The sequence below is a fragment of the Pseudomonas sp. 24 E 13 genome (genome assembly GCF_900004715.1).
GTDB classification, from domain to species: domain Bacteria; phylum Pseudomonadota; class Gammaproteobacteria; order Pseudomonadales; family Pseudomonadaceae; genus Aquipseudomonas; species Aquipseudomonas orientalis_A.
In genome coordinates this window covers 57,878-78,930 of sequence record NZ_CVTO01000154.1, presented here as the reverse complement: position 1 = coordinate 78,930, position 21,053 = coordinate 57,878, and the positions used below count along the sequence as shown (strand labels likewise).

At 60.5% G+C, this 21,053-nt stretch carries 17 protein-coding genes; 8 read left to right on the top strand and 9 right to left on the bottom strand.

Translation table 11 applies throughout. From position 1 onward, the window contains the following. Positions 1–68: 68 nt before the first annotated feature. The 4 genes from nirB to cobA are packed head-to-tail and all read left to right on the top strand — an operon-like array spanning position 69 to position 6,298. On the top strand, positions 69–2,522 hold the full coding sequence (gene nirB, locus BFP90_RS24180) for a nitrite reductase large subunit NirB (RefSeq protein WP_065887852.1): 2,454 nt from the start codon (positions 69–71) through the stop codon (positions 2,520–2,522). Next, on the top strand, positions 2,519–2,836 hold the full coding sequence (nirD, locus tag BFP90_RS24175; RefSeq protein ID WP_065887851.1) for a nitrite reductase small subunit NirD: 318 nt from the start codon (positions 2,519–2,521) through the stop codon (positions 2,834–2,836). The genes nirB and nirD overlap by 4 nt, the downstream gene beginning before the upstream one ends. Beyond that, positions 2,836–5,544: a nitrate reductase gene (locus BFP90_RS24170; RefSeq protein ID WP_065898148.1), complete on the top strand. Its 2,709-nt coding sequence runs from the start codon at positions 2,836–2,838 to the stop codon at positions 5,542–5,544. Before nirD ends, BFP90_RS24170 begins: the two co-directional genes overlap by 1 nt. 10 nt (positions 5,545–5,554) lie before the next feature. Next, the gene (cobA, locus tag BFP90_RS24165; protein WP_065898147.1) at positions 5,555–6,298 is read left to right on the top strand and encodes a uroporphyrinogen-III C-methyltransferase; all 744 of its coding nucleotides are present in this window, start codon (positions 5,555–5,557) and stop codon (positions 6,296–6,298) included. A 60-nt stretch (positions 6,299–6,358) separates the two neighbouring features. Here the strand turns inward: cobA and BFP90_RS24160 are convergent, their stop codons facing one another. From BFP90_RS24160 to ppsA, 8 genes are all read right to left on the bottom strand, one after another. Continuing rightward, complete coding sequence (locus tag BFP90_RS24160; RefSeq protein WP_065892340.1) at positions 6,359–7,339, bottom strand: OmpA family protein; 981 nt, start codon at positions 7,337–7,339, stop codon at positions 6,359–6,361. Between the two features lie 107 nt (positions 7,340–7,446). After that, positions 7,447–8,037 (bottom strand): RNA polymerase sigma factor SigX, encoded by a 591-nt coding sequence (sigX, locus tag BFP90_RS24155; RefSeq protein WP_057721193.1) that lies wholly within the window; start codon positions 8,035–8,037, stop codon positions 7,447–7,449. A gap of 87 nt (positions 8,038–8,124) precedes the next feature. Then, positions 8,125–8,949 (bottom strand): mechanosensitive ion channel family protein, encoded by an 825-nt coding sequence (locus BFP90_RS24150; protein WP_003193288.1) that lies wholly within the window; start codon positions 8,947–8,949, stop codon positions 8,125–8,127. A 2-nt stretch (positions 8,950–8,951) separates the two neighbouring features. Continuing rightward, a complete protein-coding gene (locus BFP90_RS24145) occupies positions 8,952–9,197 on the bottom strand; it encodes a CrfX protein (RefSeq protein WP_065887847.1) in 246 nt (81 codons plus the stop codon). 86 nt (positions 9,198–9,283) lie between these two features. Beyond that, on the bottom strand, positions 9,284–10,279 hold the full coding sequence (locus tag BFP90_RS24140) for a zinc transporter ZntB (RefSeq protein ID WP_065892339.1): 996 nt from the start codon (positions 10,277–10,279) through the stop codon (positions 9,284–9,286). 25 nt (positions 10,280–10,304) lie between these two features. Beyond that, positions 10,305–10,796 (bottom strand): ribonuclease E activity regulator RraA, encoded by a 492-nt coding sequence (gene rraA / locus BFP90_RS24135; protein WP_065892338.1) that lies wholly within the window; start codon positions 10,794–10,796, stop codon positions 10,305–10,307. 230 nt (positions 10,797–11,026) lie between these two features. Continuing rightward, the gene (locus BFP90_RS24130; RefSeq protein WP_065892337.1) at positions 11,027–12,016 is read right to left on the bottom strand and encodes an alpha/beta fold hydrolase; all 990 of its coding nucleotides are present in this window, start codon (positions 12,014–12,016) and stop codon (positions 11,027–11,029) included. Between the two features lie 106 nt (positions 12,017–12,122). Next, positions 12,123–14,498 (bottom strand): phosphoenolpyruvate synthase, encoded by a 2,376-nt coding sequence (ppsA, locus tag BFP90_RS24125; protein WP_065887843.1) that lies wholly within the window; start codon positions 14,496–14,498, stop codon positions 12,123–12,125. Between the two features lie 178 nt (positions 14,499–14,676). Between ppsA and BFP90_RS24120 the strand changes: the two genes are divergently transcribed. Continuing rightward, positions 14,677–15,495, top strand: a complete 819-nt coding sequence (locus BFP90_RS24120; protein WP_003230310.1) for a posphoenolpyruvate synthetase regulatory kinase/phosphorylase PpsR — start codon at positions 14,677–14,679, stop codon at positions 15,493–15,495. A gap of 241 nt (positions 15,496–15,736) precedes the next feature. On the opposite strand, the gene BFP90_RS24115 is transcribed toward BFP90_RS24120, so the two are convergent. Continuing rightward, positions 15,737–17,161 (bottom strand): aminotransferase-like domain-containing protein, encoded by a 1,425-nt coding sequence (locus tag BFP90_RS24115; protein WP_065887930.1) that lies wholly within the window; start codon positions 17,159–17,161, stop codon positions 15,737–15,739. Positions 17,162–17,321: 160 nt separating this feature from the next. Here BFP90_RS24115 and BFP90_RS24110 point away from each other — a divergent pair, with 160 nt between their 5' ends. The 3 genes from BFP90_RS24110 to BFP90_RS24100 are packed head-to-tail and all read left to right on the top strand — an operon-like array spanning position 17,322 to position 21,030. Then, the gene (locus BFP90_RS24110; protein ID WP_163001595.1) at positions 17,322–18,215 is read left to right on the top strand and encodes a DMT family transporter; all 894 of its coding nucleotides are present in this window, start codon (positions 17,322–17,324) and stop codon (positions 18,213–18,215) included. Positions 18,216–18,238: 23 nt separating this feature from the next. Next, positions 18,239–20,101, top strand: a complete 1,863-nt coding sequence (moeB, locus tag BFP90_RS24105; protein ID WP_065898146.1) for a molybdopterin-synthase adenylyltransferase MoeB — start codon at positions 18,239–18,241, stop codon at positions 20,099–20,101. A 14-nt stretch (positions 20,102–20,115) separates the two neighbouring features. Beyond that, complete coding sequence (locus BFP90_RS24100) at positions 20,116–21,030, top strand: PLP-dependent cysteine synthase family protein (RefSeq protein ID WP_065898145.1); 915 nt, start codon at positions 20,116–20,118, stop codon at positions 21,028–21,030. Positions 21,031–21,053 lie beyond the last annotated feature (23 nt).

The following is a 21,053-nucleotide window of genomic DNA, read 5'->3' as shown; positions in this document are numbered from 1 at the left end:
AGGCGTCCTCGCTAGGTAACTAGCGGGGACGCCTTTTTTTGTTTGCGCGTGATTGGTCGGAGAGCGACATGAAAAAACTCAAACTGGTGATGATCGGCAACGGCATGGCCGGGGTTCGTACCCTGGAAGAATTGCTCAAGCTCAGCAGCGACCTGTATGACATCACGGTGTTCGGCGCCGAGCCCCACACCAACTACAACCGCATCCTGCTTTCACCGGTACTGGCCGGCGAGCAGACCTTCGAAGAGATCGTACTCAACGACCTGGACTGGTACCTCGACAACCACGTCAAGCTGCTGCTCAACCGCAAAGTGGTGCAGATCGATCGGGTCAAGCGCCGCGTCATCGCCGAAGACGGCACCGCAGCCGAATACGATCGCCTGCTGATCGCCACCGGCTCCACGCCGTTTATCCTGCCGATCCCTGGCAACACCTTGCAGGGCGTGATCGGCTACCGCGACATTGCCGACACCCAGGCCATGATCGACACCGCCAAAACCCACAAGCACGCGGTGGTCATCGGCGGCGGGCTGCTCGGCCTGGAAGCAGCCAACGGCCTGATGCTGCGCGGCATGCACGTGACCGTGGTGCACATCGGTGAATGGCTGCTGGAACGGCAACTGGACAAGACCAGTGGCCAGCTGCTGCAAACCGAGCTGGAAAGCCGCGGCCTGGTGTTTCGCCTGTGCGAACAGACCCAGGCCCTGCACGACGCCGGCAACGGCCGCGTCGGTTCGGTGCAGTTCAAGAACGGTGACATCATCCCTGCCGACCTGGTGGTCATGGCCGCCGGTATCCGCCCCAACACCGAACTGGCGGAAAAGTCCGGCATCCCCTGCAACCGAGGGATTCTGGTCAACGACACGATGCAAACCTACGACCCGCGCATCTATGCCATCGGTGAATGCGCCAGCCACCGTGGGATCGCCTACGGCCTGGTCGCGCCGCTGTTCGAACAGGCCAAGGTGTGCGCCAACCACCTCGCCCAGTTGGGCTTCGCCACCTATAAAGGTTCTGTCACCTCCACCAAGCTCAAAGTCACCGGCATTGACCTGTTCTCCGCAGGCGACTTCATGGGCGGCGAAGGCACTGAGACCATCACCCTCTCCGACCCCATCGGCGGGGTGTACAAGAAACTGGTGATCAAGGATGACATCCTGGTCGGCGCCTGCCTGTACGGCGATACCGCAGACGGCGGTTGGTATTTCCGCCAGATCCGTGAGAACCACGCGATTGGCGAGATTCGCGATCACTTGATGTTTGGCGAAAATGCGCTGGGCGACGTCGGCCACCAAGGGCAGGACAAGGCCATGAGCATGGCCGACAGCGCCGAAGTCTGCGGCTGCAACGGCGTGTGCAAGGGCACTATCGTAAAAGCGATCCAGGAACAGGGGCTGTTCAGCGTCGATGACGTGAAGAAGCACACCAAGGCGGCCAGCTCTTGTGGGTCCTGCGTGGGGCTGGTGGAACAGATTCTGATCAACACCGTGGGCGGGGCCGCCGACGTCAAGCCCAAGAGCGAAAAAGCCATCTGCGGTTGCAGCGACCTCAACCACGGGCAGATCCGCCAGGCCATCCGCGAGCAGCACCTGCTGACCATCGCCGGCACCATGAGCTACCTGAACTGGCGCACGCCCAACGGTTGCGCCACCTGCCGTCCGGCGCTGAACTATTACCTGATCTCGACCTGGCCGGGCGAGGCCAGGGACGACCCGCAATCGCGCCTGATCAACGAGCGCGCCCACGCCAACATTCAGAAAGACGGCACCTATTCGGTGGTCCCGCGCATGTGGGGCGGCGTGACCAATCCGTCGGAACTGCGCCGCATCGCCGACGTGGCCGACAAGTACAACGTGCCGATGGTCAAGGTGACCGGCGGCCAGCGCATCGACTTGCTCGGCATCAAGAAGCAGGACCTGCCCGGCGTGTGGAAGGACCTCGACATGCCGTCCGGGCACGCCTACGGCAAATCCATCCGGACCGTGAAGACCTGCGTGGGCAGCGAGTTCTGCCGCTTCGGTACACAAAACTCCACACAATTGGGCATTGAGCTGGAGCATGACCTGTTCAACATGTGGTCACCGCACAAGGTCAAGCTGGCGGTGTCCGGCTGCCCACGCAACTGCTCGGAAGCAGGCATCAAGGACGTCGGAATTATTGGTGTGGACTCAGGCTGGGAGATGTATATCGGCGGCAACGGCGGGATCAAGACCGAAGTCGCGGAGTTCTTCGTCAAGCTCAAGACCGCCGAAGAGGTGCGCGAATACAACGGCGCATTCCTGCAACTGTACCGCGAAGAAGCCTTCTACCTGGAGCGCACCGTGCACTACCTGCAGCGGGTCGGCATGGACCATATCAAGAAAGCCGTGCTGGAAGATCCGGCCCGGCGCCAGGCCCTCAACGAGCGCCTGCAGTTTTCCCTGTCGTTCGAGCAGGACCCCTGGAAAGAACGTCTGGAACAGCCGCTGCTGAAAAAAGAATTCGATGTGATCCCGGTCAAGCAATTGGAGGTGCCGGCATGAACTGGCTGGATATCTGCGCCCTGGAAGAAATCAACACCCTGGGCTCGCGCATCATCAACGGGCCCAAGGGCGACATTGCGATTTTTCGCACCAGCGACGATGAAGTGTTCGCACTCGATGACCGTTGCCCGCACAAAGGCGGGCCGCTGTCACAGGGTTTGATCTATGGCAAACGCGTGGCCTGCCCGCTGCACAACTGGCAGATCGACCTGGCGTCCGGCGAAGCCCAGGCGCCGGATATCGGTTGCGCCCATCATCACCTCGCCCGCGTGGAAAACGGCCGAGTGATGCTGGCCCTGCGGGATGCAGGGTGATGAACCGCGAGGTCACGGCGTCCACCTGCTGTTATTGCGGGGTGGGCTGCGGCGTGCTGATCGAGCATGACGGCACCCGCATCCTCGGCGTGCAAGGCGACCCGCACCACCCGGCCAACTTCGGCAAACTGTGCAGCAAGGGCGCCAGCCTGCACCTGACCGGAGACCTCGACGCCCGTGCCTTGTACCCCGAGTTGCGTCTAGGCAAAGACCTGGCCCGCGCCCGCACCGACTGGGACACCGCCCTGGAACATGCGGCCAACGTATTCGCCCGCACCATTGCCGAACACGGCCCCGACAGCGTGGCGTTCTACATCTCCGGGCAACTGCTGACCGAGGACTACTACAGTTTCAACAAACTGGCGCGGGCGCTGGTCGGCACCAACAATATCGATAGCAACTCACGGCTGTGCATGTCCTCGGCAGTCGTGGGCTACAAACGTAGCCTTGGCGCCGATGCGCCACCGTGCAGCTATGAAGACCTGGAAACCAGCGACTGTGTGATGATCGTCGGCAGCAACATGGCCTACGCGCACCCGGTACTGTTCCGACGCCTGGAAGAGGCCAAGGCGCGACGGCCGCAGATGAAAGTGGTGGTGATCGACCCACGGCGTACCGACACCTGCGACTTGGCCGACCTGCACCTGGCGATCCTGCCGGGCACGGATGTCGCGCTGTTCCATGGAATTTTGCATCTGTTGTTGTGGGAAGACTGGATCGACCGCGAGTTCATTCACGCCCATACCGACGGCCTGGCAGCGCTCAAACGCCTGGTGCATGACTACACGCCGCAAATGGTCACGCAACTGTGCGGCATCAGCGTCGAGCAGTTGCGCCTGTGCGCACAGTGGGTGGGCACCTCCAGCAGCTTCTTGTCGCTGTGGTGCATGGGCCTTAACCAATCCACCGCGGGTAGTGCGAAAAACAGCGCGCTGATCAACCTGCACCTGGCCACCGGTACGATTGGCCGCCCAGGCTGCGGGCCGTTTTCCCTGACCGGTCAACCCAATGCCATGGGCGGGCGCGAGACCGGCAGCCTGTCGAACCTGCTGCCTGGGCACCGCGACGCCGCCAACCCCGAACACCGCGCGGAAGTAGCCGCGTACTGGGGTGTCGATCTACTGCCCGCAACCACCGGCCTCACGGCGATCGAATTGTTTGAACAGGTGCAGGCGGGCAAGATCAAGGCGCTGTGGATCGCCTGCACCAACCCCGCCCAATCATTGCCGGATCAGAATGCAGTGCGTGCAGCCCTGGCGGCGTGTCCGTTCGTGGTGTTGCAGGAGGCCTTTCGAACCACCGAAACCGCCGCCTACGCCGACCTGCTGCTGCCCGCCGCCAGTTGGGGTGAAAAAGAAGGCACGGTGACCAACTCCGAACGGCGTATCTCCCACGTGCGTCGCGCCATCCCCCCACCGGGCGAAGCGCGACCGGACTGGGCGATTACCGTGGATTTCGCGCAGCGCCTGGAGCGTCGTCTGCGGCCGGGGCTGGACAGCCTGCTTGCCTTTGAGCAACCGGCGCAGATCTTTGACGAGTTCAAGCTGTTGACTCAAGCGCGCGACCTGGATTTGTCAGGCCTCAGCCATGCCCTGCTTGACCGACTCGGCCCGCAACAGTGGCCGTTTCCCGTGGGCGCACAGGCCGGGACGCCACGCCTCTACGTCGACGGCATTTTCCCCACCGATAACGGCCGTGCGCAGTTTGTCGCCGATCCCTATCGCGCCGCCAGGGAGCAGCGTGACGCACGCTTTCCCCTGACCCTGATCACCGGTCGTCTGCGCGACCAGTGGCACGGCATGAGCCGCACCGGCACGGCGGCGCAGTTGTTCGGGCATGTCAGCGAAGCGCTGCTGAGCCTGCACCCGGACGAGTTGCGCCGTCACCGCTTCAAGGAAGGCGACCTGGTCAACCTGAAAAGCCGTCGAGGCAATCTGGTGGTCGCGGTCACCGGCGATGACAGCGTGCGCCCCGGTCAAGCGTTCCTGCCGATGCATTGGGGCGACCGTTTTCTCAAAGGTGGCGTGAATGTGCTCACCCAACCGGCGTTCGATCCGTTGTCGAAACAGCCGGAACTCAAACACAGCGGTGTGCGCCTGGAAGCGGTGCAACTGCCGTGGCAGCTGTTTGCGCTGATCGAAGGAGACGTGCAACGACACTTCGACGCCCTGCGCCCGCTGTGCGAAGCATTTGCCTACGTCAGTTTGAGCCTGACAGGACGCGAACGGCCTGCGCTACTGGTGCGTGCAGCCCATACCGAGGCGCCCGACCTGCAGATACTGACCCGCATCGACCAGTTGCTGGGCCTGCATGACGGTCCGGTGATGGCCTACGACGACCCGCGCCGCTCTATCGGCAAGCGCGTGAAAATCGAACAGGGCCGCATTACGGCGGTTCGCCTGGCCGGTGAAACCCTGGCCCGGCATTGGCTGCAAAGCCTGTGGCTGGAGGGCCGCACCGACGATCAACTGCGTCGCTGGCTGTTGGCGCCACTGAGCGCCCCACCGGGGGGAGCGGCGGCCAGCAGCAAGGTCCTGTGCAATTGCAAGAATGTCAGCGAAAACGCGGTGTGCGCCGGGATTGCCCGTGGCCTGGACCTGGTCGGGCTCAAACAGCAACTGGGATGCGGCACGCAATGCGGCTCCTGCGTGCCGGAAATCAAACGTCTGCTGGCCGTCGGCCCGCAGCCAATCGCAATCAGTGTGTGAGGGGAACAACATGAGCGCAAAAGTGTGGCTCGTAGGCGCTGGGCCCGGTGATCCGGAGTTGCTCACCCTCAAGGCGGTAAGGGCCCTGCATGAAGCAAACGTGGTGTTGATCGACGATCTGGTCAATCCGGCCGTCCTGCAGCACTGCACCGACGCGCGCGTGATAACCGTCGGCAAGCGCGGCGGCTGTCGTTCCACGCCGCAGGCGTTTATTCACCGCCTGATGCTGCGCTATGCGCGCCAGGGCAAGTGCGTGGTGCGGCTTAAAGGCGGCGATCCATGCATTTTCGGTCGCGGTGGCGAAGAGGCGACGTGGCTGCGCGAGCGTGGGATCGAGGTGGAGCTGGTCAACGGCATTACTTCGGGGCTGGCTGGAGCGACGAATTGCGATATCCCGTTGACCCTGCGCGGCGTGAGCCGTGGCGTGACCCTGGTCACCGCGCATACCCAGGATGACAGCAGCCTGAACTGGCGCGCACTGGCCGAGGGCGGAACGACGCTGGTGGTGTATATGGGCGTGGCAAAGCTCGAGGAAATCCGGCAACAGTTGCTGGAAGGCGGCATGGCTGCGGATATGCCGGTGGCGATGATCGAAAATGCATCGTTGCCCGAACAGCGCGAATGCCGTAGCCACCTCGTTGCCATGCATGAAGACGCGCAGGCTTTTGCGCTCAAGAGCCCGGCAATCCTGGTGATTGGCCGTGTTGCCGGCGCAGCGCAGATGGCGTGCGATGCGGCAGCGGCCAGCGCTTGAGGTAAATCGCAGGCGAAAAAAAGCCCGGCCTAAGCCGGGCTTTTTGTGAAACTCGGCTAATTACTTAGCTTGAGCTTCAACCGCTGCTTCTACGCGACGGTTAACAGCGCGACCAGCTTCAGTTGCGTTGTCAGCAACTGGGCGGGATTCGCCGTAACCTACGGAGGTGATGCGGCTAGGAGCTACGCCATCTTTAACCAGGACTTGCTTAACAGCGTCAGCACGACGCTGGGACAGCTTCTGGTTGTAAGCGTCTGGACCTACGGAGTCAGTGTGACCAGCAACTTCTACGTTGGTGTCTGGGTACTGAGCCATGAAGTCGGCCAGGTTTTTGACGTCGCCGTAGCTGTTAGGCTTAACAACCGACTTGTCGAAGTCGAACTTAACGTCCAGCTCAACACGAACAACCTGAGCAACCGGAGCTTCTGGCTCTGGAACTGGCTCTGGAGCTGGTGCTGGGGTAGGAGCTGGAGCAGCTGCGCCAGCGTTACCGCCGAAGTTCACACCCAGGCCAACCAGTGCGGAGTAGTCCCACTTGCCGTTGTCCAGACCGTAGTCAGCTTCAACACCAGCACGAGCGTACAGGTTGTTGGTGAAGTAGTACTTCACGCCGGTACCGATGGTAGCGAAAGTGGTCTGGTCGCGACCGCTGTGGCCGTCAGCCTGAACGTTGGTACGGCTCTGGTGGCCGAAACCGCCTTCAACGTATGGACGCAGGCTGTCAACGCCAGCTTGACCGAAGTGGTATTGGGCAACCAGGCTGCCGGTATCACCTTTGATCTTCTGGCTACCAGTACCGTCGTTCGAACGGGTGTGGTTAGTCTTGTCGTAGGACAGGTTCAAGGACAGGTCGTCGGTCAAGAAGTAACCGATGCGAGCGCCAGGATTGAAGCCGTCTTCGATGTGCTTGACGCTATCGTTGTACTGCTTCTTGTAGAACAGCTCGCCTTCAACTGCGCCTTGGCCTTGTGCCAGAACGCCGAAAGAAGTAGCGGCAATAAGAGAACCAATGGCCAAGCCCAAGGTGTTTTTCAGTTTCATCCGTTAAATCCCCATCTGGTGATTGTAAAGCAGTCCCACAAACCGGGGGACAACTCGGCGACAAGTCTAACAGAACTTGCCTACACGTAAGAGATATTTGCTACGCACTAAGTTTCAGTCTCGCCCGCAAATTTCTCACGTAATTTATCAAGAGCACGTTTGTAACGCATCTTTGTAGCACTCAAACCCATGTGCATGATGTCAGCGATTTCTTGAAATTCCAATTCTGCGACGAAACGTAGCACCAGAATTTCACGATCGATCGGATTCACATGCACCAACCAGCGATCGAGTCCGCCCTTTTCCTCGGGTGTCGGCGCCTTTTCTTCAGACGCTTCCTCAAGGGGGTCCAGACTCAACGCGTCCATCAAGCGACGCTTTCGCCGTTCCTTACGATACTGCGTGATGCACTCGTTGTACGTGATGCTGTAGAGCCAGGTCTTGAACTTCGATTTGCCCTCGAAGTTCTTCAGGCCGTACAGCACCTTGAGCATCACTTCCTGACAGACATCGTCCGCATCTCTATCGTTCCCTAAATACCTTGAACAAACGTTGAACAGAGTGCGTTGATACCTGCGCATCAATTCTTCGTACGCGCGTGTTACGTGAAACAGCTCCGTGTGCGAACGCGCGACCAACTCCTCATCAGAGAGCTCACGGGGGTCATAGCGCGTGGACAGCGTTTGGGCTTTATTCAAAACAAGTCGTGCCGGCAGTCAGGTCAATGTCCGCTGCAACCCGGTCAGCCGGGTTCGCGGCGGCGTACATTAGCAGGGTTTGCCGGTTTAGCGGCTACTGACCTGCTGCTCCAGGAGAATCCGGTTGGACAGCGACACCAGTTCTCCGTCGTCGGTCAGCACGGTCGTCTTGACTGTACCGATCTCCTCGATCTGCCCTTCGACCTCGCCCACACGCACCTGTTGCCCCACCTGATACAGCTCACGCACATAGATTCCCGCAAGAATCTGACCGGCAATTTCCCGGCTTCCCAAGCCCATGGCCAGTGCAACGGCCAGACCAACGGTAATCAAAACAATCACAATAACGTGGTTCAGCAGGTCGGTCTTGACCTCCAACTGGCTGATCGCGACCGAAATACTGATGATGATCACCAGCCCCTGGGCGATTCGCCCAAGGCCCGCCGCATAGTCCAGGCCGACCCCTTCGGCGGCTCCGCGTACCAGGCCATTGGCCAGTTGCGCGAGTAAAACGCCTACCAGCAGCACCAGCGCGCCGCCGAAAACTTTCGGCAAATACAATGCCAGCATGTCGAGCGTAGCTGAAACTCGCTCAAGTCCAAGGGACTGAGCCGCAGAAACCAGGAAAATAAGTAGAACGAACCAATAAACGATCTTGCCGATCAGCGTCGAAATCGGAACCTGCAACCCGGCACGGCCCAGCAGCTTGGTCAGCCCGGTGCCGGCCATCAGGCGGTCCAGCCCGAGCTTGGCGAGCAATTTGGACAACAGGGTGTCAAGCAGCTTGGCCACGACAAAGCCCAGCAGCACCAGGACCAGGGCACCAAAGAGGTTGGGAATGAAATTCGCCACCTTGGTCCACAATGCGGTCATTGCGGTGACCAGGCTCTGGGTCCAGAGATCAAGTTCCATATTCAATCAGCCTTATCAGCAGTGCGAGCAAGAGGTTTATGTCGGGAAACAGGCGATACATGGGCCGAACCATTGTTCAGGGCCATCATCAACGCCGGCACCCAACGCCCGAGCAGACCGAACAGGGACCCCGCCCCAACCTGACGGTTGGCGGTTTTCAGTACGCGGCCCAAGCAGGCATCGTCATCCCGGTTGGATGGCGAAGCATTGAGCATGTCACGCAAAGACTGTTCGAACGGATCGTGCATAGAGACCTCTCGCAAGTGATTTAAAAGACGAGGGTAAAATTCATCGGGTCACATCGACCCTTTCCTACGTTCAGCTCATATTCAGCTCAAACCCAGCGTAACCGTCGAAAAAGCCACCATTGACCCAGCGCCACCGAGACCATCAACAGGCACGCAATCATGAATCCGTAGGGGCTGCCGGAAAACGGGATGCCCCCCACATTGATGCCCAGCAAGCCGGTCAGGAAACTCATCGGCAAGAAGATGCCGGTGATGATGCCGAAGCGGTACATGGTGCGGTTCATGCGCAGGCTCAAACGTCGGTCTTCGGCCTCAAGCACAAGCCCCACGCGCTCTCGGGCCAATTCGAGTTCTTCCAGGTAGCGGGTCAGGCTGTTGTGTAACTCGTTCCAATAGTCAGCGTCGTCATCACAGAACCACGCCAGTTTGATTCGCGTCAGCTGCGCAAAAATATCCCGTTGCGGCGCGAGGAAACGCTTGAGCCCGGCCGCTCGCCGACGGATCTGCAGGACGCTGCCGTGCTCGGGGGTGTACCGTTCGTCGGCATCGAGTTTTTCTTCCTCGGCATCGACAATTTCGGACAGTCCAGTGACCAGATCCTGCACTTTATTGGTCAGGTATTGCGCCATATAAAGGATCAGTTCCGACGCGGTCCTGGGCCCCTTGCCCTCGGCCAACTGCACCAGCAGCTCATCGGTGGCGCGTAACGGGCGCAGCCGCAGGGAAATCACACGATTGGCCGCTGCGAATATACGTACCGAAACCATGTCCTCCGGTTCCGCGCCGGGGTTGAGATTGATTCCGCGCAGAAAGAGCAGCAGTTCGGCATCCGGCAACGGCAGCAGCCGCGGACGGGTGTTTTCTTCCAGCAGCAGGTCACAGGCAAATTCACTCAGACCGCTGGATTGGCGCAGCCAGGTCTGGGTTTGCGGATGGCTGCGGTCCCAATGCAGCCACAGGCTTTCCTGGGGCTGCAGTTGCAACTCGTCAAGCTCGGTCCGGGCAATCGAACGCGCACCGCCTTTACCGTCCAGCACCAGGGCATGCACCAGCCCCCACTGCGCGTTGTCTTCCTCGAACATCCTCATCCCTTTCGGCTACTGCGGTTTATTCCGGCATTTTCAGTGGGCTGGGCGAGACGATCACCCCGTTGTTGTCGGCGTACACGTATTCACCCGGGCGGAACGTCACGCCTGCAAAGTTCACCACCACGTTCAGGTCACCCAGGCCGCGCTTGTCGGTTTTCATCGGATGGGCGGCCAGGGCCTGCACGCCCAGGTCAGTCTGGGCAAGGACATCGACATCGCGGATGCAACCGTAGATCACCATGCCTTCCCAGCCGTTTTTCGCGGCCTTTTCGGCGATCAGGTCACCGAGCAACGCACGCCTGAGCGAACCACCGCCATCGACCACCAACACCTTGCCGGCGCCCGGCTGCTCGGCCTGAGCCTTGACCAGGGAGTTATCCTCGAAGCATTTGAGGGTGACAATCTCGCCGCCGAAGGAGTCTCGGCCACCGAAATTGCTGAACATCGGCTCAAGCACCTGCACCAGCTCCGGGTAGGCGTCGCACAGGTCGGGGGTCACGTAATGGTCCATCGCGAAACTCCTGTCATCAAAGAAGGGGTCGAACAGCTCACGGCATACATCAGGAAAACGTGCTGCAGCAGGCATTCTTTAACTGCCCGGCCACCGGCGCCGGTCATGATCAAACCGCAATCAACGCAACGCAACAGCCGTTACGCGACTGAATATGACCAGAAGCGCCTGAGGCGTCATATCTTAGCCGCAACCACTCAAGAGTGAAACGGCCTCGATAGCGCGCTTCGTCACACCGCCACAGCCACCTCGGGACGGGTGCCGAGCACAGGTGTCAGCGGGTCTTTCAACCAGCGCTCCACCAAGGGCCACACTTGGGCCTGCGCGGCTTTGCTGACCAGCATTTGTACATGCCCGAAATCTTCGGTAAAACCCTGCCGACGCCCCAGGCACAGGTACTGGCGATGCTCGCTGCCGACTTGCTCGAACAGCTTGCGACAGGCCCAGTCCGGGTCCTGCCGATCGCCCGCCGCGCTGACCGCCAACAACGGCACGTCGACCGCTGCCAGGCCTTTCCACCAATCGCGCTCGGCGTCGCCAAAGCGGCCGAACAGGCCGTTCCAGCGCAGCGCTTCGATCATCACGCCGGCCGGTTCGTCCTCCGGCCCGCGCTTGAATCGCGGGCCGGACACCTGGGCCAGACGCTTCAGGATCAATCGAGCGCCCCACTCCACCGGTGGAATTTTCAACGGCCAATGCGTGCGGCTGACCTGGCAGCCAAATAACGCCACCGAGGCCACTGACTGCGCGTTCAAGGTTTGACCACCCAGCGCCGCAGCCAAGGTCGTGGCGCCGAGGGAATGCCCGATCCAATGCGGCACCTGCCCGCTTTGCTCGTGCACAAAGGCGCCAATGGCCGGCAAATCGTAACGTGCGTAGTCGGCAACGCGGTTGCGCACGTAGTCGCGGTTGCGCCGGGACAGGCCATGGCCGCGCATTTCCGGGATCCACACATCAAAACCCCGGCGCGCCAGGTGAGCGCCCAGGCCGATGCCCTTGGGCGAATACCAGAAGCGCCGATTGGAAAAACTGCCGTGCAGGAAAATAACCGGCGTGCCCCGGTTTTCCGGGACATCGGCCAGACCCAACCGGGTAACCGCCAACTCGACGGTCGCGTCGGGGCTGTTGCCGGGCTTGAGGCGGTACACATCTTCACTCAGGTCGCCACGACGTTCAGCGCTGATCAGGGCGACAGGAAACAGGTTGCTGCTGCTTTGCATAATGTTCTTGCACAAAAAAGGGCGGCGTCCGGCAGGAATTCCGCCCTGTACAGATAAGAATGCCGGTCACCCTCGACAGGTGACCGGCACTTTTGACGTAGCGGCTTTAAGCGGACGCTTGGCCTTCGGCGAGGAAGAACCAGGTTTCAAGCACGGAATCGGGGTTCAGCGAGACACTTTCGATACCCTGTTCCATCAGCCATCTGGCCAGGTCAGGGTGATCGGAAGGGCCCTGGCCACAGATACCGATGTACTTGCCGGCCTTGTTACAGGCCTGGATGGCGTTGGACAGCAGCTTCTTGACCGCAGGATTTCGCTCGTCGAACAGGTGAGCGATGATCCCGGAGTCACGGTCCAGGCCCAGGGTCAGCTGGGTCAGGTCGTTGGAGCCGATGGAGAAACCGTCGAAGAACTCCAGGAACTCTTCGGCCAGGATCGCGTTGGACGGCAGTTCGCACATCATGATGACGCGCAAGCCGTTTTCGCCACGGGACAGGCCGTTTTCAGCCAGCAGGTCCACGACTTGGCTCGCTTCGCCCAGGGTGCGCACGAACGGCACCATGATCTCGACGTTGGTCAGCCCCATCTCGTTGCGCACACGCTTGAGGGCGCGGCATTCGAGTTCGAAACAGTCACGGAAGGCTTCGCTGATGTAACGCGAGGCGCCACGGAAACCCAGCATGGGGTTTTCTTCTTCCGGCTCGTAAAGCTTGCCGCCGATCAGGTTGGCGTATTCGTTGGACTTGAAGTCCGACAGTCGCACGATGACCTTTTTCGGGTAGAACGCCGCTGCCAGGGTGCTGATACCTTCCACCAGCTTCTCGACGTAGAAGCCCACCGGGTCGTTGTAACCGGCGATGCGCTTGTCGACGCTTTCCTTGATGTCCAGCGGCAGGCCGTCGTAGTTCAACAGGGCCTTGGGGTGCACGCCGATCATGCGGTTGATGATGAATTCCAGGCGGGCCAGGCCCACACCGGCGTTCGGCAACTGCGCGAAGTCGAAGGCGCGGTCCGGGTTGCCGACGTTCATCATGATCTTGAACGGCAGGTCCGGCATGGCGTCGATGGAGTTCTGCTTGATGTCGAAGCCCAGTTCGCCTTCGAAGATGAAGCCGGTATCGCCTTCGGCGCAGGACACCGTCACACCCTGGCCATCTTTCAACAGCTGGGTGGCGTTGCCGCAACCGACCACCGCAGGAATTCCCAGCTCACGGGCGATGATCGCCGCGTGGCACGTGCGTCCGCCACGGTTGGTCACGATGGCGCTGGCACGCTTCATCACCGGCTCCCAGTCCGGATCGGTCATGTCGGAGACCAGCACGTCACCCGGCTGGACTTTGTCCATCTCGGACACGTCCTTGATGATGCGTACCTTGCCGGCGCCGATGCGCTGGCCGATGGCGCGGCCTTCCACCAGCACGGTGCCGGTTTCCTTGAGCAGGTAGCGTTCCATGACGTTGGCCGACGTACGGCTCTTAACGGTCTCGGGACGGGCCTGCACGATGTACAGCTTGCCGTCGTCACCGTCCTTGGCCCACTCGATGTCCATCGGGCACTTGTAGTGCTTTTCGATGATCATCGCTTGCTTGGCCAGCTCGCTGACTTCAGCGTCGCTCAGGCAGAAACGCGCACGCTCGGCCTTGTCGACGTCGACGGTCTTGACCGAACGACCGGCCTTGGCCTCGTCGCCGTAGATCATCTTGATCGCCTTGCTGCCCAGGTTACGGCGCAGGATGGCCGGGCGACCGGCCTCAAGGGTGTGCTTGTGCACGTAGAATTCGTCCGGGTTGACCGCGCCTTGTACGACGGTTTCGCCCAGGCCGTAGGCGCCGGTGATAAACACCACGTCACGAAAGCCCGATTCGGTGTCCAGGGTGAACATCACGCCGGCGGTGCCGGTTTCCGAGCGCACCATGCGCTGCACGCCGGCAGACAAAGCCACCAGCTTGTGGTCGAAACCCTGGTGCACGCGGTAGGAAATGGCGCGGTCGTTGAACAGCGAGGCAAACACTTCCTTGGCCGCGCGGATCACGTTTTCCACGCCGCGGATGTTCAGGAACGTTTCCTGCTGACCGGCGAAGGAGGCGTCGGGCAGGTCTTCGGCGGTGGCCGAGGAACGCACGGCGACCGCCATGTCCGGGTTACCGGCCGACAGGGTGGCGAAGGCGGTGCGGATCTCTTCGTTGAGCTTCTCGGGGAACTCCGCTTCCATGATCCATTGGCGGATCTGGGCGCCGGTCCTGGCCAGGGCGTTGACGTCATCGACATCCAGGGCGTCCAGGGCAGCGTGGATCTGGTCGTTGAGACCGCTCAGCTCAAGGAAGTCACGGTAAGCCTGGGCCGTGGTGGCAAAACCACCCGGCACCGACACGCCAGCGCCTGCAAGATTACTGATCATCTCGCCGAGGGATGCGTTCTTGCCCCCCACGTGCTCTACATCATGGACGCCGAGCTTATCGAGGGAAACTACGTACTCTACCAAGGTGATCTCTCCACTTTCTGTGTTGGAAAAGCTCAGGACGCGGCTTGCTCAGTAGGAGCGAACGCCAGCGCTTGTGGCCTGGACCTGGAAAATAAGTGAGAATGCGGCCCACTGCGGGACGGCAAAATCGCGCCTATCATATCCAAGATTCGCCATCAGCTTAAGGCCCAGGGCTCAAATGAAACGATCTGCTTTCTTTATTTCCGATGGCACCGGCATCACGGCCGAAACACTGGGCCAGAGCCTGCTCGCGCAGTTCGAAAACATTACCTTCGCCAAATTCACGCGGCCTTATATAGACAGCGTGGACAAAGCGCGGGCCATGGTACAACAAATCAATCTGGCGGCTGAAAAAGACGGTTGTCGCCCGATCATTTTCGACACCATCGTCAATCAAGACATTCGTGAGATTCTGGCGACCTCGAATGGTTTCATGATCGACATCTTCTCCACGTTCCTGGCGCCATTGGAACAGGAGCTGAGCGAACATTCCTCTTACTCCGTCGGAAAGTCCCATTCCATTGGTCATAATTCCAATTATATGGAGCGTATCGAAGCGGTGAACTTCGCCCTCGACAACGACGACGGCGCCCGCACGCACTATTACGACAAGGCCGACCTGATCCTGGTAGGCGTGTCGCGCTGCGGCAAGACCCCGACCTGCCTGTACATGGCCATGCAATTCGGTATTCGCGCAGCCAACTACCCGCTGACCGAAGACGACATGGAACACCTGACGCTGCCCGCCGCCCTGCGCGCGCATTCGCACAAGCTGTTCGGCCTGACCATCGACCCGGACCGCCTCACCGCGATCCGCAATGAACGCAAGCCCAACAGCCGTTATTCAAGTTACGCCCAGTGTGAGTTCGAAGTGCGCGAAGTGGAAAATCTGTTCCGTCGCGAGAATATTGCGCACATCAATTCCACGCATTTTTCAGTGGAAGAGATATCGGCGAAGATTCTGGTGGAGAAGGGTGTGGAGCGCAGGTTCAAGTGACCTGTATTGCCTGAGCTGACGCTATCGGTATGAACCAAACTTCTGCTACGCCGCTGAACCTGTGGGAGGGGGCTTGCCCCCGATGGCGGTGGATCAGTCACCTGATGCACTGACTGACACTCAGCTATCGGGGGCAAGCCCCCTCCCACATTTGATCTTCGCTGCTCTGAGCATTTCGTTCGCTTAACTGACTGGCATTAGGGCAACCCCCCTCCCACACGACCCAATTGTGTCAGTCTGGCTACAGGTGAAACCTTCCCCCTCCCTGCCCCAGCGCCGTCGCCAGCGCATCGAACCCCGCCCGCAGCAACTGATCATCCCCCGAGGTATTGCAAATACTCGCCCGGATAAACTGCGGCACCGCCGTCTGCCCCACTGCAAAGGCTTCGGCGGTCGCGATCAGGTAGTTGTTCTGCTTGAGTTCCGCCTCGATTTCCGACGCGCGCCAGGGTTCGGGTACTTCGATCCAGAAGTGCGGGCTGTTGAGGTGAGTGCGATACTGCAGGCCGCTCAATAAGCCCTCCACCAATGCCTTGCGCCGGGTTATCTCGTTGATCTGCTGGCGCAGCAGGTATTGCGCCGTGCCGTTTTCGATCCATTGGGTCGCCAATTCCAGGGTCACCGGGGTGGCCATCCAGCAGGTCGAACGCAACGCCGCTGAAATACGGCTGACCAACGCCGGCGGCGCATGCACATAGCCCACGCGCAGCCCGGCCGATACCGCCTTGCTCAAGCTGCTGATCAGGATCGTACGCTCAGGGGCGAAATAACTGAGGGGCGCAGGACGATCCTCTACCAGCACCCCGTGGGCCTCATCCTCAAGAATCAGCAGATTATGTTCACGACAGACCTTGGCCAACGCTTCACGGCGCGGGACTGACAGCACGGCGGTTGTAGGATTCTGGATCGTTGGCGTGCAATACAATGCCGAAACCCGGTGATTTCGACAGACTTCATCCAGCGCGCCCGGCAGCACGCCTTCGTCATCCATCTCCAGCCCGATCAAGCGCACACCCAGCATACGCGCGGCGGTGATAAGCCCTGGGTAAGTCAATTGCTCGGTGACCACCGTGTCGCCGGCACGCAGCAACGCCATCATTGCGCAGAGCAGGCCGTGCTGGCCGCCATTGACGCAGATGACCTGCTCGGGAATCGGATGGAAGTCGCGCTGCACCAGCCATTGCGCACCGGCCTCGCGGTAGCGCGGCAGGCCCGCATCCGGGGTATAGGCGCTGATGTCCTGGAGAAATTTGCCGTTGGTCGACAGGGTTTGGAAGCTCTGGGCAAGGAACACCGTCTCCTGACCCGGAATATGCATGTTGCGGCTCATGTCGAAGTACTGGCGTGGCTCCTCGCTGACGTTGCGAAAGCCTTCATCACGCTGGCGCTCCATCCCACGCTTGCGAACGAATGTGCCGTCACCCACGCGCGCGACTACCAACCCCAAGCGCTCCAGCTCACCGTAGGCCCGGCTGATGGTGCCGATAGTGACGCCCAGATTGTCGGAAAGGACCCGATGGGGCGGCAGTTTTCTTCCCGGTTCAATCGTGCCTTCAAGGATGCCCCTTTCCATGACATCGGACAGGCGCTTGTACTTCACGCCCTGACCATTGGACAACCCCTCACGCATAATTGACACCATGTCAATATTTGTTTTGACAGTCATCATTCGCCCTAATAGTGTGCTTTTGCGGGTTCAATCACCGGATTGAATCACTTATAACAAGTTCAATATAGAGTTCAATTCCGGCTCAGGGAAGCAATAAACGATGCCAATGTCCGCCATTCTTGAAAACACCGCAAAAACCAAAACCCGCAAACAGTGGCTGGCCGGGTTGATCACCAGCGTGATGTTCCTGATCGTGTGCCTGAGCTGGGGCACCACCTGGCTGGGCATCAAGATTGCGGTGGAAAGCGTGCCGCCACTGACGTCAGCAGGCCTGCGCTTCCTGATCGCCTTCCCGTTGTTCCTGTGTTTCGCCATGGTGCGCCGTGAGCCGATTCTGTTCCCACGGGAAAGCCGCTGGTTCTTCGTGTTCGTGACCCTGTCCTACTTCAGCATTCCCTATTACCTGCTCAATTACGGCGAGATGCACGTCTCGTCCGGCCTGACTGCCCTGCTGTTCAGCTGCATGCCGGTGTTCATCCTGATCTTCTCCGCGCTGTTCCTGCGCGAGCGCATCTACCTCTCTCAGGTGGTCGGCATCGGCATCGGTTTCGGCAGCCTCTACATGATTATCAAGAGCCAGGGCCTGCACCTGGACCATGCCGAATTCTTCGGCGTACTGGCGATTCTGGCCGCCGCGATCATGCACGCGTTGTGCTACGTGATTACCAAGCAAAAAGGCAGCGCCATCAGTGTCATCACCTACAACACCCTGCCTATCGGCATTGCCGGGCTGATGCTGTTCGTGGCCGGCCTGTGGTTTGAAAACCCGACCTTCGACGCCATCACCCTGCGCTCCTGGAGCGCGCTGTTCTACCTTGGGCTGGTCGCTTCGGTGGGTGGTTTCATTGTGTATTTCATGCTGCTCAAGCGCCTGAGCCCGATCATCCTGTCCTTCGTGTTCATCATCTTCCCCGTGTTCGCGGTGATCATCGGCGCCTGGTACGAAGGCGTGGAAATTTCCCGTGACCTGATGCTGTACTCGGCGATCCTGCTGGCCGGCTTTGCGATCACCAAGCTACCCATCGAAAAACTGCTGGCGAAGAAAAATTGACCCTCACCCCAAGCGAGAGAAACATGGAAGTCCTCCGCCCCCACGCCCTGGAACAGATCTACGCCCACGCAAGCCGCAGCTATCCCGAGGAGTGCTGCGGTTTCATCTTCGCCGACGGCAGTGTGTACCTGGGCAGCAATATCCAGAACGAATTGCATCGCAGGAACCCGCAGATGTACCCGCGCAGTGCGGCCAACGGCTACACCTTTTCGGTCGCCGATACACTGCTGCTGAACAAGGCCTTTCGCAGCGACAACCCGGTGGTGGTGATCTACCACTCGCACCCGGATGTCGGCGCCTATTTCAGTGATGAAGACCAGGACAAGGCGCTGTTCCTGGGCGAGCCGATCTACCCTGTCAGCTACCTGGTGGTGGATGTTCGCCAGGGCCAGGCCCTGGGGTCAAAGCTGTTTGCCTGGGATGGCAAGCATTTCGCCCTTCAACCTTTCAACGACCTGCACACGGAGTTGTCCATGAACGCTGTCTCTTTCCCCGACATTCTGGTTCGCGTGGCCAAGCTGCCGCAATCGACCCTTGAGGGCGCCGGATCGACATTGCGCGAAGTCATTGAAAACCTCTGCGACAGTCACCCACAGTTGCGCCCGCACCTGTTTCACGAGCAGAACAACCAGCTCAAGGAGCACTTCCTGTTTACCGCCGAGGACGCGTTGATCGACGCCGACGACAGCTTGCCGGAAAACGCTCGGATTGAAGTGCTGCTGGCCACCTCCGGCGGCATCGACGTCGACACCCTGAGCAACGAAGAAGTGCAACGCTACGTGCGCCATATCACCCTGCCCGGTGTCGGCCGTGAAGGTCAGTTGAACCTGAAGAAAGCCAGGGTGCTGATCATCGGCACCGGTGGCCTGGGCTCACCCATCAGCCTGTACCTGGCGGCGGCCGGCATCGGCACCCTGGGCCTCGTGGACTTCGACGTGGTGGAAAGCAGCAACCTGCAACGCCAGGTCGTGCACGGCAACAGCACCCTGGGCATGCCCAAGGTGGAGTCCGCCAAACAACGCTTGCAGGACCTGAACCCCCACATCCGGATCAACGCGCACAACACCGCACTCAATACCGACAACGCCCTGGAACTGGTGGGTGCCTATGACCTGGTGATCGACGGCACGGACAATTTCGATACCCGCTACCTGGTCAATGACGCCTGCGTGCAATTGGGCAAGCCGCTGGTATACGGCGCGATCTACCGCTTCGACGGGCAAATCAGCGTGTTCAACCATAAAGGCGGGCCGTGCTACCGCTGCCTGTTCCCCAAGGCTCCGCCCGCAGAGCTGGCGCCCAATTGCAGCGCCGGTGGGGTCATCGGCGTGTTGCCGGGGGTGGTGGGCATGATCCAGGCGACCGAGGCGATCAAACTGCTGATCGGCATTGGCGAACCGTTGTCCGGCCGCTTGATGCGCTTCGATGCGCTGGCCATGAAATTCAGCGAAATCCGCTTCAAGCGCCGCGCCGACTGCCCGTGCTGCTCGGAGCTGCGTCACAGCGAGACCGCCACGCCTGCGGTGTGCGCGGATGCCGTGCCGAGCCAGCCGTCCCTGGCCGAAGAACGCTACATCGAGCCTCGGCTGCTCAAGCAAGTGATCGACAACCACCGCAGCGCCGACGTGTTGCTCGACGTTCGCGATGCCAGCGAACTGGAAGTGTGCAAACTGCCGGGCGTGGTGCACATCCCACTGGCCGAGCTGGATGAGCAGCTCGGCAGCCTGAGCCGCGACAACACCCATTACCTGATCTGCTACGCCGGCACGCGTGCCGAGCGGGCCGCCAGTACCTTGCTGGCGGCGGGCTTCGCCAACACCAAAGTCCTGCAGGGCGGCATGAAACATTGGGTGCGCGACGTCGAACCCGACATGCCGCTGTACTGACCGGGGGCCGACCGATGCTGCATAACTCCATTCTCGACGTGATCGGCCAAACCCCGATCGTGCGTCTGGCGCAGTTTTCCGAAGACCTCGGCATCGAGGTCTACGCCAAGCTGGAATCCCTCAACCCGGGCGGCAGCCACAAGGCGCGCATCGCCCTGGGCATGATCCTCGACGCCGAGCGCCGGGGCGTGCTGATGCGCGACTGCGGACAAACCATCATCGAACCCAGCGGCGGCAATACCGGTATCGGCCTGGTGATGGCGGGCAATGTGCTCGGCTACAAAGTGGTGCTGGTCATCCCGGACAACTACAGCCCCGAAAAACAGAAGCTGCTGCGCCTGTATGGCGCCCGGGTGGTGCTCTCGGACAGCCGCCTGGGTAACAACTCCCACGGCGAAAAGTGCATGGAACTGCTGTTGGAAAACCCCAATTACGTGATGCTCAACCAGCAGCGCAACGGCGCCAACCCGCAAACCCACCGCGACACCACCGCGCCGGAAATCCTCCGCGCCTTTGGCGAACGGCGGGTGGACTACTTCGTCAGCGGCATCGGCACCGGCGGGCATATCACCGGTATCGGCGAAACCCTCAAGGCCGCCTGGCCGGCACTGCGCATCATGGGCGTGGAGCCGGAGGAATGCGACTTGCTCAAGGACCTGCACGCCCCGCACGCCATCCAGGGCCTGTCGATTGGCCTGATCCCGAGCATTCTCAACCTGGACGTACTGGACGGCATGCTCAAGGTGTCGCATGGGGCGTGCCTGGAGATGATCAAACGCATCATGCGCACCGACGCCATCAGCCTGGGGCTGTCCTCGGCCGCCAACATGGTCGCCATCGCCCAACTCGCCCCGGAACTGCCGCCCGAAACGGTGGTGCTGACCATGGTCTACGACAATGCCGACAGCTACCTGCCCAGTTTCGAATAGCCGGTTACCCAACCAACCAGAAT

Coding starts and splice junctions, on each gene's coding strand:
- nirB (WP_065887852.1), top strand. CDS start 69: ATGAAAAAACTCAAACTGGTGATGATCGGCAACGGCATGGCCGGGGTT.
- nirD (WP_065887851.1), top strand. CDS start 2,519: ATGAACTGGCTGGATATCTGCGCCCTGGAAGAAATCAACACCCTGGGC.
- BFP90_RS24170 (WP_065898148.1), top strand. CDS start 2,836: ATGAACCGCGAGGTCACGGCGTCCACCTGCTGTTATTGCGGGGTGGGC.
- cobA (WP_065898147.1), top strand. CDS start 5,555: ATGAGCGCAAAAGTGTGGCTCGTAGGCGCTGGGCCCGGTGATCCGGAG.
- BFP90_RS24160 (WP_065892340.1), bottom strand. CDS start 7,339: ATGAAACTGAAAAACACCTTGGGCTTGGCCATTGGTTCTCTTATTGCC.
- BFP90_RS24150 (WP_003193288.1), bottom strand. CDS start 8,949: ATGGAACTTGATCTCTGGACCCAGAGCCTGGTCACCGCAATGACCGCA.
- BFP90_RS24145 (WP_065887847.1), bottom strand. CDS start 9,197: ATGCACGATCCGTTCGAACAGTCTTTGCGTGACATGCTCAATGCTTCG.
- BFP90_RS24140 (WP_065892339.1), bottom strand. CDS start 10,279: ATGTTCGAGGAAGACAACGCGCAGTGGGGGCTGGTGCATGCCCTGGTG.
- rraA (WP_065892338.1), bottom strand. CDS start 10,796: ATGGACCATTACGTGACCCCCGACCTGTGCGACGCCTACCCGGAGCTG.
- BFP90_RS24130 (WP_065892337.1), bottom strand. CDS start 12,016: ATGCAAAGCAGCAGCAACCTGTTTCCTGTCGCCCTGATCAGCGCTGAA.
- BFP90_RS24120 (WP_003230310.1), top strand. CDS start 14,677: ATGAAACGATCTGCTTTCTTTATTTCCGATGGCACCGGCATCACGGCC.
- BFP90_RS24115 (WP_065887930.1), bottom strand. CDS start 17,161: ATGACTGTCAAAACAAATATTGACATGGTGTCAATTATGCGTGAGGGG.
- moeB (WP_065898146.1), top strand. CDS start 18,239: ATGGAAGTCCTCCGCCCCCACGCCCTGGAACAGATCTACGCCCACGCA.
- BFP90_RS24100 (WP_065898145.1), top strand. CDS start 20,116: ATGCTGCATAACTCCATTCTCGACGTGATCGGCCAAACCCCGATCGTG.